Source organism: Flavobacterium sp. N2820 (genome assembly GCF_025947285.1).
GTDB lineage: Bacteria > Bacteroidota > Bacteroidia > Flavobacteriales > Flavobacteriaceae > Flavobacterium.
Window position 1 is genome coordinate 393,889 of sequence record NZ_CP110008.1, and the last position, 15,107, is coordinate 408,995.

13 protein-coding genes are annotated in these 15,107 nt (G+C 32.1%); 2 read left to right on the forward strand and 11 right to left on the reverse strand.

Annotation, left to right across the window (positions count from 1 at the left end):
• Window positions 1–3: 3 nt before the first annotated feature.
• The 7 genes from OLM52_RS01905 to OLM52_RS01935 form a co-directional block, all read right to left on the reverse strand.
• Complete coding sequence (locus tag OLM52_RS01905; RefSeq protein ID WP_264549462.1) at window positions 4–2,304, reverse strand: CAP domain-containing protein; 2,301 nt, start codon at window positions 2,302–2,304, stop codon at window positions 4–6.
• A gap of 124 nt (window positions 2,305–2,428) precedes the next feature.
• Window positions 2,429–4,663, reverse strand: a complete 2,235-nt coding sequence (locus OLM52_RS01910; protein WP_264549463.1) for a cation:proton antiporter — start codon at window positions 4,661–4,663, stop codon at window positions 2,429–2,431.
• Between the two features lie 71 nt (window positions 4,664–4,734).
• Window positions 4,735–5,514: a polysaccharide deacetylase family protein gene (locus OLM52_RS01915; protein WP_264549464.1), complete on the reverse strand. Its 780-nt coding sequence runs from the start codon at window positions 5,512–5,514 to the stop codon at window positions 4,735–4,737.
• Window positions 5,515–5,526: 12 nt separating this feature from the next.
• Window positions 5,527–6,870 (reverse strand): adenylosuccinate lyase, encoded by a 1,344-nt coding sequence (gene purB, locus OLM52_RS01920; RefSeq protein ID WP_264549465.1) that lies wholly within the window; start codon window positions 6,868–6,870, stop codon window positions 5,527–5,529.
• Between the two features lie 56 nt (window positions 6,871–6,926).
• On the reverse strand, window positions 6,927–7,634 hold the full coding sequence (locus tag OLM52_RS01925) for an SIR2 family NAD-dependent protein deacylase (RefSeq protein WP_264549466.1): 708 nt from the start codon (window positions 7,632–7,634) through the stop codon (window positions 6,927–6,929).
• Window positions 7,635–7,694: 60 nt separating this feature from the next.
• The gene (locus tag OLM52_RS01930; protein ID WP_264549467.1) at window positions 7,695–8,480 is read right to left on the reverse strand and encodes an anti-sigma factor domain-containing protein; all 786 of its coding nucleotides are present in this window, start codon (window positions 8,478–8,480) and stop codon (window positions 7,695–7,697) included.
• Complete coding sequence (locus OLM52_RS01935) at window positions 8,473–9,003, reverse strand: RNA polymerase sigma factor (protein WP_264549468.1); 531 nt, start codon at window positions 9,001–9,003, stop codon at window positions 8,473–8,475. Before OLM52_RS01935 ends, OLM52_RS01930 begins: the two co-directional genes overlap by 8 nt.
• A 52-nt stretch (window positions 9,004–9,055) precedes the next feature.
• Between OLM52_RS01935 and OLM52_RS01940 the strand changes: the two genes are divergently transcribed.
• A complete protein-coding gene (locus OLM52_RS01940; protein ID WP_264549469.1) occupies window positions 9,056–9,727 on the forward strand; it encodes a TrmH family RNA methyltransferase in 672 nt (223 codons plus the stop codon).
• Here the strand turns inward: OLM52_RS01940 and nhaA are convergent.
• The 3 genes from nhaA to OLM52_RS01955 all read right to left on the reverse strand — a co-directional run bounded on the left by nhaA (window position 9,724) and on the right by OLM52_RS01955 (window position 13,719).
• Window positions 9,724–10,878: a Na+/H+ antiporter NhaA gene (gene nhaA / locus OLM52_RS01945; protein ID WP_264549470.1), complete on the reverse strand. Its 1,155-nt coding sequence runs from the start codon at window positions 10,876–10,878 to the stop codon at window positions 9,724–9,726. The genes OLM52_RS01940 and nhaA overlap by 4 nt on opposite strands.
• 74 nt (window positions 10,879–10,952) lie before the next feature.
• Complete coding sequence (locus OLM52_RS01950) at window positions 10,953–11,726, reverse strand: carboxypeptidase-like regulatory domain-containing protein (RefSeq protein ID WP_264549471.1); 774 nt, start codon at window positions 11,724–11,726, stop codon at window positions 10,953–10,955.
• A gap of 85 nt (window positions 11,727–11,811) precedes the next feature.
• The gene (locus OLM52_RS01955) at window positions 11,812–13,719 is read right to left on the reverse strand and encodes a DEAD/DEAH box helicase (RefSeq protein WP_264549472.1); all 1,908 of its coding nucleotides are present in this window, start codon (window positions 13,717–13,719) and stop codon (window positions 11,812–11,814) included.
• A gap of 182 nt (window positions 13,720–13,901) precedes the next feature.
• Between OLM52_RS01955 and OLM52_RS01960 the strand changes: the two genes are divergently transcribed.
• Complete coding sequence (locus OLM52_RS01960) at window positions 13,902–14,516, forward strand: trimeric intracellular cation channel family protein (RefSeq protein ID WP_264549473.1); 615 nt, start codon at window positions 13,902–13,904, stop codon at window positions 14,514–14,516.
• Here the strand turns inward: OLM52_RS01960 and OLM52_RS01965 are convergent.
• Complete coding sequence (locus OLM52_RS01965; protein WP_264549474.1) at window positions 14,485–15,066, reverse strand: non-canonical purine NTP diphosphatase; 582 nt, start codon at window positions 15,064–15,066, stop codon at window positions 14,485–14,487. The genes OLM52_RS01960 and OLM52_RS01965 overlap by 32 nt on opposite strands.
• Window positions 15,067–15,107: the final 41 nt, after the last annotated feature.

The window sequence follows — 15,107 nt, forward strand, 5'->3', positions numbered from 1 at the left end:
TAGTTACAGATTATTGCATTTTTTACAGAAATCTGATTTAATTTGGTCATTTCTCAAAAGATTGAAGTTGTCTTTTTGCCATTTACACCACTCTTTTTTGTTTAGTTGATAAACTTTATTTAAAATTTGTTGATTGGTTTTTAAATCGTTTTCTTCAAAGAGTAGTGTTACAGTTTGCGCTAATAATAACGCTTCTTCTTTTGAAAATGTTGGTTTATTCATTTCTGATTTAAGCAAAGAAATACTATAGCTAAAAGCACTCCAATGATTTACAAATAAGGCTAAATTAATTCTGTCTTCTTTTGTTTTAATATTTGCCTTAAAACTCGTATAAACTCTATCAAAATAATGATCTATATTTTTATAATCATTAATATGACTGCTGTAATAAAGTAAAATGTAATCAAAATTTGATTGAAGTTTTTTATTTTCTTTAAATGTAATGAACTTACTTTCTAATGCTATTGGCTTACTCACATTTGTAAGTTTAGAAATGTTTACATCCCATTTTTCAAATAATTCACTATTGATTCGACAATAAAGAATTAGTAAATTTAACTGAGCGTTTTTTGGTAAAGAATCAAATTTATTCAACCAAATTTTAAGAAATTGTGTGGTTTTAAAGTAGTTATTTTCAAAATTTTTACAGATTACAGCGGTTGCATTTTGAACTAATTTTGGATTTGTTTTAATTTCATTAAAAACCATCTCATCAAAAATACATGAACTGTATTCCAAAGTGTAAAGTTTAGAAAGTGCTAAATTTGCCTTTTTATAATCCTTGTCAAAAATTGAAGTTCTTAGATTTAAGTCATATAAAGAGTTTAAATAGTCTTCATTTGACAACGAATCTTTATTAATTTCTCCATAATAATTCACAACTAATTTTGATACTCTTTGGTCATTCAAATACGATTCAAATTTTTCATTTTTTAAATTGATGTAATTTCTAATTTCATTTTTTGGTTTACTTGCTAAATATTCCATGTTTTCCATGGCTAATTGTATGTAGCATTTTCCCCAATTCTCTTCTGCAATAACTAATGAAGGTTTCGTTTTTATATTTAATGAATCTCTAGCAAATTTTTCAATTGCAATTGCTCTATCGTTATGTAATTTTTTATTAGAAATTTCATTTCCTTCTACAGAACTATAACTATAAATTTGCGTAGAATGGATTTTATTAAAAGTTTTAAAGTAGAATTCATTTTTTGATTTGATTTTGTTTTTATCAAATTCAAATAAAATTTCATCAGTGAATATAATGCCTTTATTACTCAAATTTGTATCATTTGTCTCTTCAATGATTGGTTCTATAGGAAATAAATCAATGTTTTTTGATTTTATTTGTAAAGGAACAACATATTCGCAAGCACAATTATCAAAAATCAAAATTACATTAGCAACAATGTCCTTACCGATAAGATGACTTGGAACTTTTCCAACTTTAGTGATTAGCTTGTATTCATTTTGAGCTGTATTATTTTTTAATAATTCTTCTCTGTAAATAGGTTTTGACATAACGCCATCGTAAATTGGGGAAACATCAAAATTGTTTGGTTTGTTGCAATTCATTTGTTCTTTTTCTACAAAATCAATTGCAATTCCATCTTTTGGTTCAGAAAATATCAATTCAAATTTCTGTTTGTCATGATAATAAAGATTTACATTTTCGCCTTCTATTTCAATACTATTTCCAATATGTAATTTTGTTCCAAATCCAATTGTTTTACATTTTTTATTCTTTTCTTCTAATCCAAATGCATTTACAGACAGTTGATTTGGTATTTCAACTCCTTTTATTCCAAATACATGAGTGGCATAAATCCTATTTCTTTTTACATCAATAAAAAATCCTAAATCAGCTGCATCAAAATCTTTATTAATTATGTTTTTGTAGTGTGGTGGGGAATTTTTCCATTGATTGAAAATGGATTGTGCTAATTTATACAACTCTTTATCGGTATATTTTTCTTCTTTAATAGCTGTAAATAAGATGTTTTCTCCAATTCCACTGAATTTAGTTCCACCATAAAATTTTACCCGGTCACTAGGATTTTTCTTTTTTAAATCTTTTTGTTCATGAGATAAAAGACCTACTTTTTGTAAGTAAATACTATGGTCTTTAGCTGCTTTCTGAAGAAAAGTATCTTTAGTAAGTTCTTTTAGTTTTAGCGATTTTCTGTGGTTATTAATTAAAACGGTAACTTTTGAATTTAACTTTTCAAAGTCGATTCCAACTTCTTGTTGAGAAAAAATTGAAATAGAAAACAAAAATGATACAAAAAGAAAAAATTTACTCATAGATTTTGTTTTGATATCTTAATTAAAGCCAATTTTCATGCCAAAAAAAACATCAAGAGATTCCTTCGGAAAGACAAAATTGTGGATAACTGAACACTGTGACTGCTAACTGAACACTAAAGAATTACCCCTTCAAAAACTCATTAATCTTTTTCCTGTCACCTGCAATCCACAAAATATCATCGGATTCTAAAATCAAATGCGATTCTGGGTTTAGAATACGTTTTCCGTTGCGTTCGATACCTACGATGATGCCGTGCGTTTTTTCTCTAATTTGCGAATCTCGGATGCTTTTTCCGATGCATACTCGGTTTTTTAGCTCTAATTGTTGCAGGATAATATCTTCTTTTGCTACATTTTCTGGTTCGTCGATTTCGTTTTTGTTCAAATAGTTTTTGAATAGTTTTACTTGTTCATCAGTGCCAATTACATTGATTTCGTCACCCGGAAATAAGCGTTCGGTTCTAATGGGAATATTAATTGTGATATCTCCACGTTTAATAGAGGCAATGTTAATACCAAATTGCTCTCTAATTTTTAATGATTTTAATGATTTACCAGCTAAATTAGATGCAGGTGCAATCGTAAATTCTGCCATGTGACCATCCCAAGGTGATAGTACATTCTGACGTTTACTTTGCTTTGTAATTTCTCTATCGTTAAAATTTGTTATAAAATGACTTTCAATTTTATTATAAAATGCATGCAATCGTTTTGGAAATAAAATATATAATGCAATTCCAATTACCAAGGCTATCAATGCAATTATTGGAGAGAAAAATTCATTCAATACAAATCCGAAATAGAATAAGGTTAAGGCAATTCTAGAGAATACTAAAACAATAATTGGCCCTTGGTATTTTCTCACTTGCATTAGTTCTTGGACTTGTTCTACTGCAACTCTTCGCAACGACAATGCCCATAAAAAAGGGGATAAAATAACCACCGTAATTAAAGCCGCAATGGCATTTCCAAAACGTGAATCTTCAACCAAAGGCAAGATATATTTTGACGAAAGTAAAATAATTGCCACAATAATTATAGAATGAATAATTACCTGAGTTAAATACGCTTTTAATAAGATTTGCCATGAACTTACTGACTTAATAGCCTCTGTATTGGCGCTGTAACGTTCTATTTTTTTGACCCAGCGTCTGGGTAGTTTTTTTTCTAAATAAATAGATAAAGGCGTTGAAAATTTGACCATGAAAGGCGTTGTAAAAGTAGTAATCGCTGAAACGGCTACGACAATTGGATATAAGAAATCGCTCGTTACATTTAAGGTCATGCCTAAAGTTGCAATGATAAAGGAAAACTCTCCAATTTGCGACAAACTCATTCCGGTTTGTATCGATTGTTTCAGCGGTTGTCCCGAAAGTAAAGCACCGATTGTTGAAGAAAGCGATTGCCCAAGAAGAACCACTAAAGTTAGAATTCCAACTGGAAACGCGTATTTCATCAACATTTCAGGATCAATCAACATGCCGACTGATACGAAGAAAACCGCGCCAAATAAATCTTTTACGGGTTTCACCAAATGTTCAATGTGTTCGGCTTGTGTAGTTTCGGCAATAATTGAACCCATAATAAACGCCCCAAGAGCAGGAGAGAAGCCCACATTTGCTGCAAAAAGCACCATTAATAAGCACAATGCCAATGAAACAATAAGCAACATTTCATCGGTTAAAAGGTGTTTGGCTTTTTTAAGCAATGTTGGAATAAAGAAAATTCCGGCTACAAACCATATGGTTAAAAAGAAAATTAATTTTAAAACGGATTGAAACAATTCACTTCCAGAAAATTGCTGACTTACCGCAACGGTAGACAATAAAACCATCATTAAAATGGCTAAAATGTCTTGTACAATTAACGCACCAATTACATTTCCTGCGAATTTTTGCGTTTTTACACCTAATTCGTCAAAGGTTTTTAGGATAATTGTAGTGGAAGAAATGGATAAAATTACGCCTAAAAATAAACTATTCATTTTGCCCCAATCCATTAATTGTCCTACGAAATACCCCAAAGCTACCATAGTGATAATTTGGGTCAACGCTGTTATGGAAGCCGTTCCGCCGACTTTCATTAGTTTTTTGAAACTAAACTCAAGACCTAAACTAAATAAAAGGAATATTACACCAATTTCTGCCCAAACGGTGACACTATTCATGTCTTTGACGGTTGGAAAAAAATCAAACTCGCTTCCAGCTAAAAAACCAGCGACCAAATAGCCTAAAACTAATGGTTGTTTTAATAGTCTAAAAATAAGTACTGCAATGGCCGCAGTGACTAAAATTAGTCCTAAATCGCTAATTAAATTGGGTAAATGAACTGTAGAAGCAGTTAGAAATATTGGCATACATTTGAATTTTTACTAAAATAGTGAAAAGCGTTCAGTTTTCAAAATTTCAATTCTATGTGTGCTTAATTTTATTGTTTTTTTAACGAATTTAGTTCTTGAAGTGTGTAAAATTTCATTTGGTTTGAAACCACAAATTGACAAATCATTTCTAATGTTTTCAGATTTACTTCATACTCATTTGTAGCTTTATCAACTGGTTTGTGTCCGTAGAAAACAACTATTTTATTGTGCTTTTTAGCGTAATTTAAAACTTTAGTTAAGTAGTTTAAACTAAAATGCTCGTAATTGCTATCAATTCCAATTCCGTTTGCAAGTCGAGTTCCGTTGTAGAAATTAGCGTTATCGGCTACTTTTTTGCCACCTTTTGCTGTACCTCTTATGATATCGAAATGTTTTTGTAATTCGTAGTCTAACGTTTGTGTTTTGGCTCCAAAAGGATAAGCAAACGATTTAATTTCGATGCCTTCTTTTTTAAATGCTTCGATCAATGGAAAAATTTCGACTATTAAGTATTGCTGTTTGTTGTTTTTCTTAGCGAATTCTTTTGCATTGAGATGACGAAATCCGTGACCAGCAATTTCGTGACCTTTGGTTTGAAGTTCTTTTAAATTTGCGATATCTGAAATAGAGATTTTTTCAAAATTACTTACGCAAAATGTGGCTTTCCAATTGTATTTTGCGAGTTGAGCATCTGCTTCTTTCCATTCGTTTACAAAGTAATCGTCAAAGGTAATGACGACACCTGCTTTTGAATTTGTAGTGGTGATTTTGGAAGATGAACAAGAATAAAAGAAAAAACCTATCAGTAAACTAATGGAGATTAATTTTATACTGATAGGTTTTGGCATATTTAAAAGGAATTAAATCCCCAAATAATTACTTGGTGTAATTTGCATTAATTCCGTTCTCACTTCTTCAGAAACTTTTAAAGTTCCAATGAAATTATGAATGGCTTCTTTGTTAATTACAGTATTTGTTCTGGTTAAGTCTTTTAGAGCTTCATATGGATTTGGATAGCCTTCACGACGTAAAATTGTTTGAATTGCCTCTGCAACAACCGCCCAATTTTTCTCTAAATCTTCTGCGAATTTTTCTTCGTTCAATAATAATTTATTTAAGCCTTTCAAAGTAGCTTCAAAAGCGATTAAAGTGTGTCCCATTGGTACACCAATATTGCGCAAAACCGTACTGTCTGTTAAATCGCGTTGTAATCTTGAAAGTGGTAATTTTGCTGATAAATGTTCGAAAATTGCATTTGCAATTCCTAAATTTCCTTCCGAATTTTCAAAATCAATTGGATTTACTTTATGTGGCATTGCCGAAGAACCAATTTCTCCTGCTTTGATTTTTTGTTTGAAATAATCCATAGAAACATACGTCCAAATATCTCTGTCCAAGTCGATTAAAATGGTATTGATACGTTTTAAAGCATCAAAAAATGCTGCAAAATGGTCATAATGTTCAATTTGTGTCGTTGGAAATGAATGGTGTAATCCCAAACTGTTTTCTACGAAATCACTTCCAAATTTTCTCCAATCGGTGTTTGGATAGGCGACTTTGTGTGCGTTATAATTTCCAGTTGCACCACCAAATTTAGCTGCAAAAGGTACGTTGAATAACAAACGCATTTGCTCTTCTAAACGTTCTACAAAAACTAAAATTTCTTTTCCTAAGCGCGTAGGAGAGGCTGGTTGTCCGTGGGTTCTAGCTAACATTGGAATGTCCTTCCATTCCATAGCTAATTCTTTTAATTTTGCAATTACGCTTACTAAACCTGGTAAATATACATTTTCAAAGGCTTCTTTGGTGGAAAGTGGAATTGCTGTATTGTTAATATCTTGGGAAGTCAACCCGAAATGGATAAACTCTTTATATTCTTGTAATCCTAAACCATCAAATTTCGATTTGATGAAATATTCCACCGCTTTTACATCGTGATTCGTTGTTTTCTCAGTTTCTTTAATCCAAAGTGCATCTTCGGTTGAAAAATTCTTGTAAATGGCTCTCAAAGAATCGTAAATCGATTTGTCAATTTTGGCTAATTGAGGTAAATCAGCTTCGCGCAAAGCAATAAAATATTCAACCTCTACCAAAACTCGGTATCTGATTAAGGCTTCTTCAGAAAAATAAGGAGATAAAGAAATAGTTTTGCTTCTATAACGACCATCAATTGGCGAAATAGCGTTTAATTCTGTTAATTGCATTTTGTTGTGTGTTGTTTAAAGAAATGCAAATATAATAAGAAGTTAGAAGTTAGAAGTTAGAAGTCAGAAGTTTTTTGGATAGAATTTACCAATTCCTCTTTTACAATTTTCATTCCTTCAACGGCTGTTAAAGGTAAAATTTTTAATTCGTTTGGCAAATCGTAAATGGTAGCTGGTTTTGGGTCGATGTAATATACCAGAACTTTTTCATCTACATAATTCATTAATCCAGCTGCAGGATATACTTGTAATGAAGTCCCGATAATAATAAAAACATCAGCTGTTTCTACAATATCGATGGCGTTTTCAATCATAGGAACATCTTCGCCAAACCAAACGATATGCGGACGTAGCTGATTGCCTTCCAAATCAAAATCACCTAAATTTAAATCGTGTTTCCAATCTAAAATAAAGTTTTCATTTGTAATACTTCTTACTTTTAATAATTCGCCATGCAGATGAATCACTTTGTTACTTCCGGCTCTTTCGTGTAAATCGTCAACGTTTTGGGTAATAATATGAATGTCAAAATGTTCTTCTAATTCAGCCAATATTTCGTGCGCTTTATTTGGACGTACAGTTAAGAGTTGGGCTCTTCTTTTGTTGTAAAAATCCAGTACTAATTCGGCATTTTTTTTCCAACCAATGGGTGAAGCAACTTCCATAATATCATGGCCTTCCCATAATCCATCAGCATCACGGAATGTTTTGATTCCGCTTTCTGCACTAATTCCAGCTCCTGTTAGTACTACAATTTTTTTCATTTTTCTTTTCTTTTGCAATTTTAAAAAACAAATGCGTCTTAAAAAAGACGCATTTGAGTATTATACTTTTCCTAAAGTATACAGCTGTTCCATTGTAGGGCCGGCACTTCCGCCAGCTGGTTCCAATGTAATTCCGAAGGCTTGTGCTTCATTTGCATTTTCTACTTTAATTACTTTTGTAGTACTTGTAGCATACGAATCAAGCAATCCAATACTTGTAGGCGTTAAAACAGGTTCTAACTTTAATGCCCATACTTGATATACCATGCCTTCAGGAGGAGTTGGTAGACCAGAAGCATCGATATAGACTTCTTTTGTGTTTTTGTTGTAATATGCTTTTGCATATGCGTTTGGAGCTACTTGCTGTCCTGCCAAAGCTACGGCAACATTACTTGTATCTCTTAAAACGGCTAAAACAGCTTCAGATTCTTTCTTTTTTAATTCTAAATCAACAACAGATTCTTGAAGATTGCTTTTTTCTAAAGATAAAGCATCAATTGAGCTATTTGATTCATTTAGTTTATAAAACTGAATTCCCATTCCTAAAACAAATACAGCAGCGGCAATCCAACCCATGTATTGTGTTACAGCATTTTTAGGTTTCATTTGAATAACCTTTTGTTTTTCTAACAGCTGATTTCTGATTTTTTCAAAATTAGTGGCTGATAAATGTGGTGCAATACCATACGATAGGTTAATTACGGCTTTTTCGATAGCTGTAATTTCTTCTTTTACTTCAGGATATTGATTTGCCATTTGGTTGACTTCCGCAATTTCTTCATCGGAAAGTTTTCCAAATACGTATAACTCTAATATACCTGATTCTATATATTCTCTACTATTCATTGATTAATAGTCTTAATTCGTTCATACAATTTCTGTTCTGAGTTTTTACTGTACCTAAAGGAATTTCTAACTCGTCTGATGTTTCTTGCTGTGTATACCCTTTAAAAAACAACAAATCGATAATTTGAATACACTTTGGTTTTAATTTCTTTATAAACTCCTTTATGCCTATCGCATCTATTTGATTGATGGTTTTTGAGTTATCGTCAAGTATATGTACGAAATTATCAGCAGATAAGTTTTTTAGATTGTTGTTAAAACCTTTAGAACGCAATTTATCTATTGAAGTATTGCGTGCTATGTTTAACATCCATGTGTACAAACGTCCTTTAGAATCGTTGTAAGAGTCTATGTTTTTCCATATTTTAATAAAAACTTCCTGAAGAACATCTTCTGCTTCTTCACGATCTTTAATTAGGGTAAAAATTACGCCATACAAGCTTTTGGAATAATTGTCATAGAGCAGGGTAAAAGACCTATCGTCTTTTTTTAATAATAAGGGGATTAATTCTTCTTGTGTCATGCAATTTAATTTTTTACTAAAATAATAAAAAAAGTAGTATTATTTTTGTTTCATGGAAAATAATGTAAAAGACTTATTAGCATATTTGGAAGGATTTATCTCAGAAAATAGAAAAGCAGGTTTTTTGAGAGTACTAAAAAACAGAACCAAACATTTTACTGTAGCAATTGAAGATGTTTTTCAATTGCATAACACTAGTGCGGTAATGCGTAGTTGTGAAGTTTTTGGAATTCAGGAGTTAAACGTAATTGAACAAAAATTCGGAAAAAGTATCGATAAAGAAATAGCAATGGGAGCCGAAAAATGGGTTGATATTCATCGTTTTAATACGATTTCTGAATGTATTTCAAATTTAAAAAGTAAAGGCTATCAAATTATTGCTACGACACCACACAACGACTCTTGTTTGTTGCATGAGTTTGATATTTCCAAGCCTTCTGCATTGTTTTTTGGAACTGAACGTGATGGTTTATCGGAAGAAGTAATGCAACAAGCCGATGGCTTTTTAAAAATACCGATGGTGGGTTATACAGAAAGTTTGAATATTTCGGTTTCTGCAGCGATTATCATTCAAGATGTAACGAATCGTTTGCGTCAATCGGATATAAATTGGAAATTAACGGATGATGAGGTAATTGAGAAACGTTTAGATTGGACAAGAAAGTCTATTAAAGATATCGAATTTATTGAAAATAAATTTTATGAAAATACTGAAAATTATTAATTTTCTTCATCAATAATTTCTCTTGATAATGTAAGTTTTAAACTGATAAATCCAATTAAACCAGCAATTAATGAGGTTAACAGAATAATGAATTTTGCATTATTAATAATTGTTTCCTTCTCAAAAGCCAAAAGCGTTATGAAAATCGACATTGTAAAACCAATTCCTGCTAAAAATCCCACACCAAGAATTGACTTCCAATTTAATTCATTTGGAAGTTTACACCAGCCAAGTTTAATTGCTATAAATAAGATGGTAATAATTCCCAAAGGCTTACCAATAATAAGTCCAAGCGCAATTCCTATGCTATAATTTTGTGTAATAATTGTAGTAAAATCAGATCCAATTACAATGGCTGTGTTTGCTAATGCAAAGATTGGTAAAATAATAAAAGCAACTGGTTTGTGTAAAAAATGTTGTAGTATATAGGAAGTAGATTTTTCTCCTCCATTTCCAAAAGGGATTGCAAAAGCCAATAAAACACCAGTAATCGTAGCGTGAACTCCAGAATGAAGCATAAAATACCACATAAGAACACCTCCAATTAAATAAGGAATTAAGTTTCTAATTTTCAAACGATTAAGAACTAATAAAAAAGCAAAAATAGCTAATGCAATTATAAGGTTTGACCAAAATAATGCTTTTGTATAGAAAATTGCAATAATCATTATAGCGCCTAAATCGTCAATTACGGCTAATGCTGTTAAGAAAATTTTTAATGACGTTGGTACTCTATTTCCTAATAATGATAAAATTCCCAATGCAAAAGCAATATCTGTTGCCATCGGAATTCCGGCTCCAGATTGTGTTTCGGTTCCAAAGTTAAAGAGTAAAAAAATTGTGGCAGGGATAATCATTCCGCCGATAGCACCAAAAATTGGAAGTAGCGCATCTTTTATATTGGATAATTCGCCTTGGTAGATTTCTCTTTCAAGTTCTAAACCAATCAATAAAAAGAAAATAGTCATCAATCCATCGTTTATCCAATGTTCAATGCTATGTCCAGCAAACGAATTTTCCCAGAAATGTAAATATGAACTACCAAAAGCTGAGTTAGCAATTGCTAATGAAATTAAGGTAAATGCAATAAGAACTAAACCGCCTGATTTTTCACTTTCGAAAAAATCTTTATATAATTGTGTTGCTTTCATTCTATTTTTTTTTGAATTGACTAAAAAATCAATCCGATTATCAAATAGTTTAAAAAGGATAAGAAACCTTTATTTTATTTGCTTTTTTTCAAAACTTTATACTCCTCATAGCAGGAACTTATTGCGTCCATGATTTGTAAGTCGTTTGCAGTTTTTATGAAGTATTCAGAGTAATTACAATTTTCCAAGATTAACGGAATATCGTCTTTATTGATTTCTAATAAAGCAGCTAATGTTTCTCTGTCAAATTTTGTTGCTAAAAGATTTCTAACGGTGTCGTCTTTTTTCATTTCTTTTATTTTTTTCATTTCTTTTGGACGTTTGCCAAAAACGTTATAGAGAAAATCGGCAGGATTAAATATTGAGCCTAAGACTTTAGAGACCGCTCCCGGAGATTTGTCTCCTACTTCATAACCGGCTTGTAAACCTGTAATATTATAGCGGTAATTATCTGAAGCTACTGGAATTAATTCGGTGTCTACTTGGACATATCCCGTTAAGTTGTATTTGTAAACTGTTACTTCATCTAAAACATAAGATTTTTCACTTAGGTAGATTTTGGTTGGATTTTCTTTAATCCAGTCATTAGTTACTTTAACTTTTACAGTTTCAAATCCTAAAAAACTAAATAAAAGAGTGTCATTGACTTGTGCTGCAATTTCAAATAAACCGCTAGGAGTGGTTACGGTTCCTAAAACTCTTGTTGCATTAATTACATGTACATTTCCCATAGGTAATCGCGTTTCGTTATGAATCACGGTTCCTTTAATTAATTTTACAAGTGTATCATTTTGCGAATTAGCAAAGTTTGATACTAGTAAAAAAAGAAAAACTACAAAATATCTCATTCTTTATTTATTGATTCAAAAATACGAATCTAAAGCTGATATTTTGTAGTTTTCTATAATTTTATAAGAAAATTAACGAAAAATGTTAAGTTCTTCTTGGTCTTCTTGGTCTTGCAGTGTCTCCGGTGCTTTCTGAGCGTCTAGGAGCTCTGTCTGAAAATCCACCTTCTCTTCTTGGAGCAGAACTACTTCTTTCGCCTCTAAAACCGCCTTCTCTTTTTGGAGCTGAACTGTTTCTATCGCTACGGAATCCGCCTTCTCTACTACCACCTTCTCTTCTTGGAGCAGAACCACTTCTTTCGCGGTTAAAGCCACCTTCGCGTCTTCCACCACCAAAACCTCCGCCAGAACTTCTTCCATTATGGTCACGTCTACCGCCACCATCATTTTTAGAAATTTCAACGTTGATTCTTCTGCCATTCATATCATAACCGTTTAACACTTCCATTACTTTTTCAGTGTGTTCACCGTCTGTATTAAAGAAAGAGAAACCTTCTTTTACATCTACTTTAAATACGTCATCTCTGCCTAAATCTAAAGTTTCTTTGATAAAGTCTTTCAATTGCATCCAATCGAAATCATCTCTTGCGCCTATGTTGATGAAATAACGAACAGGATCACCCGCTCTAATTTCTCTTGGTTCAGCACTTCTTTCTCTATCATTTCCTCTTTCGCCAGATAAATCACGTTTGGTTTTGTAATAGTTAATAAATCTATTAAACTCAACAGAAACCATTTTTTTGATTAATTCTTCTTTAGATAATCCATCTAACACTTCATTGATTGCAGGTAAGTAGTTGTCAATTTCGTGATCAACTTCTGTATCTTTAATTTTAGTGGCTAAGTGTAATAACTGAATTTCGCAGATTTCAATTCCAGATGGAATTGTTTTTTCTTGGAATTTTTGTTGGATGATTCTTTCAATTGAAGAAATTTTACGCAATTCACTTTTTGTAATGATTACGATAGAAGTTCCTAATTTTCCAGCTCTACCCGTTCTTCCTGAACGGTGATTATAAGTTTCAATTTCGTCTGGTAATTGATAATTTACAACGTGTGTAATATTATCAACATCAATTCCACGAGCAGCAACATCTGTTGCAACTAGCATTTGAATTTGACGCCCTCTAAACGATTTCATTACGCCATCACGTTGTGCTTGCGATAAATCTCCGTGTAATGCCGCTGCGTTGTAACCATCTTCAATTAGTTTTTCAGCAACAGCTTGTGTGTCTCTTTTCGTTCTACAAAATACAACCGAGAAAATATCTGGGTTTGCATCTGCTAAACGTTTTAAAGCTTCGTAACGGTCACGTGCATTCACACAATAGTATTCGTGTGATACAGTTGCCGAACCAGAGTTTTTGCTTCCTACAGTAATTTCTACTGGAGTTGACATGAATTGTTTTGCAATACGCGCTACTTCAGCAGGCATAGTTGCAGAGAATAACCATGTGTTTTTCTCGTCTGGTGTGTCCGATAAAATGGAACAAATGTCTTCGTAGAATCCCATATTTAACATCTCATCTGCCTCATCTAAGATACAAAAATCGATGTTTTTAATGTTCACAAGACCTCTGTTAATCATGTCTTGCATTCTACCTGGTGTAGCCACAATAATTTGTGCACCACGTTTAACTTCTCTAGCTTGTTCTGTAATGCTTGCACCACCATAAACAGCCACTGTATGTAACCCCTTTATGTACTTTGAGTATAATTTAATCTCGTTGGTGATTTGTAAGCATAACTCACGTGTTGGCGATAAAATTAATGCTTGTGTATTTCTATTCTCAGCATCAATTTTTTGAATTAGCGGGAAACCAAAAGCTGCGGTTTTCCCTGTACCTGTTTGCGCTAGGGCAACTAAATCTGTGTTTTGTTCCAATAGTACTGGAATCGCTTTTTCTTGTACTTCTGACGGATTCTCAAATCCTAGATCTTTGATCGCCAGCAGTAGCGACTCATTCAATCCTAATTGTTCAAATTTATTCATAAAATATTTTAAATTGGGTGCAAAGGTACGCTTTATAAATCACATAAACTAATTTGTTAGTTGTTGATTTTCAATTTGTTATGATTTTATGGTTTTTTGATTATTTTATAAAAAATGTTTTATTGTTAAAATTGCAATGAAAAAATTAGAAAGTAAGGTATTTTTGTATCAAAATAAGAAATATGTTTGAGCTGCTAGACATTATAGGAACATTAGTATTTGCTATTTCAGGAGCATTAACTGCTATTTACAAGAAATTAGACTTGTTTGGGGTGTATTGTATTGCTTTTGTAACGGCATTGGGAGGTGGAACCGTTCGTGACATCTTGATTGGAAGAACGCCAGTGGGGTGGATGTTAGATATAAATTATGTTTATATTATTACAGTTGGTTTTTTACTTTCTATAATTTTCAATCGTTATTTAGAGCGTTTGCGAATTTCTATGTTTTTATTTGATACAATTGGACTAGGTGTTTTTACGTTAATTGGTTTGGAAAAAGGGTTAGAATATGGTTTAAGCCCAGTGATTTGTATAATTTTAGGAACCATAACGGCTACTTTTGGAGGTGTGATTCGCGATATTTTATGTAATGAAATTCCAGTTTTATTTCGAAAAGAAATTTATGCCACACTTTGTATTGCGGGAGGAATTCTGTTTTTTCTTTTGCAAGAATTAAACGTTCAGGATAATGTTATATCATTAATTGTGGCTATTTTTATCATAACAATTAGATTAATAGCGTTTAAATATAACTGGAGTTTACCTATTGGGACAGTTTTTGTAAAAAAAGAATAAGTTCTTTTACCGCAATTCCTCTGTGACTTATGGTTGACTTTTCTTTCAGGCTTAATTCGGCAAAAGTTTTGTCATATCCGTCAGCGACAAAAATAGGGTCGTAACCAAAACCGTTTGTTCCGATTTTTTCTTCGATGATTTTTCCGTTGATAATTCCGGTAAATAAATTTTGTTTGCCATTGAGATTCAATGCCATCACCGTTTTAAAATTGGCTTTTCGATTCGATTTATTTTGTAATTGTGTTAAAAGTTTATCCATATTGTCATTCGCATCTTTTTGTTCGCCTGCATATCGCGCTGAATAAACTCCTGGAGCACCATTCAAAGCATTAACTTCTAAACCAGTATCGTCAGCAAAACAATCGTATCCATACTTCTCGGTAACGTAATTAGCTTTTAAAATGGCATTTCCTTCAATTGTGTTAGCAGTTTCTGGAATATCTTCTGTACATCCAATGTCATCCAAACTTACAATTTGAATAGTATTTGGAACTAAAGCTTGGATTTCCTGAATTTTATTTTTGTTGTTGGATGCGAATACGAGTTTCATTCTAGATTAAATTTTTTATTTCAAATATATTGCAAATATAT

Coding starts and splice junctions, on each gene's coding strand:
- OLM52_RS01905 (WP_264549462.1), bottom strand. CDS start 2,304: ATGAGTAAATTTTTTCTTTTTGTATCATTTTTGTTTTCTATTTCAATT.
- OLM52_RS01910 (WP_264549463.1), bottom strand. CDS start 4,663: ATGCCAATATTTCTAACTGCTTCTACAGTTCATTTACCCAATTTAATT.
- OLM52_RS01915 (WP_264549464.1), bottom strand. CDS start 5,514: ATGCCAAAACCTATCAGTATAAAATTAATCTCCATTAGTTTACTGATA.
- purB (WP_264549465.1), bottom strand. CDS start 6,870: ATGCAATTAACAGAATTAAACGCTATTTCGCCAATTGATGGTCGTTAT.
- OLM52_RS01925 (WP_264549466.1), bottom strand. CDS start 7,634: ATGAAAAAAATTGTAGTACTAACAGGAGCTGGAATTAGTGCAGAAAGC.
- OLM52_RS01930 (WP_264549467.1), bottom strand. CDS start 8,480: ATGAATAGTAGAGAATATATAGAATCAGGTATATTAGAGTTATACGTA.
- OLM52_RS01935 (WP_264549468.1), bottom strand. CDS start 9,003: ATGACACAAGAAGAATTAATCCCCTTATTATTAAAAAAAGACGATAGG.
- OLM52_RS01940 (WP_264549469.1), top strand. CDS start 9,056: ATGGAAAATAATGTAAAAGACTTATTAGCATATTTGGAAGGATTTATC.
- nhaA (WP_264549470.1), bottom strand. CDS start 10,878: ATGAAAGCAACACAATTATATAAAGATTTTTTCGAAAGTGAAAAATCA.
- OLM52_RS01950 (WP_264549471.1), bottom strand. CDS start 11,726: ATGAGATATTTTGTAGTTTTTCTTTTTTTACTAGTATCAAACTTTGCT.
- OLM52_RS01955 (WP_264549472.1), bottom strand. CDS start 13,719: ATGAATAAATTTGAACAATTAGGATTGAATGAGTCGCTACTGCTGGCG.
- OLM52_RS01960 (WP_264549473.1), top strand. CDS start 13,902: ATGTTTGAGCTGCTAGACATTATAGGAACATTAGTATTTGCTATTTCA.
- OLM52_RS01965 (WP_264549474.1), bottom strand. CDS start 15,066: ATGAAACTCGTATTCGCATCCAACAACAAAAATAAAATTCAGGAAATC.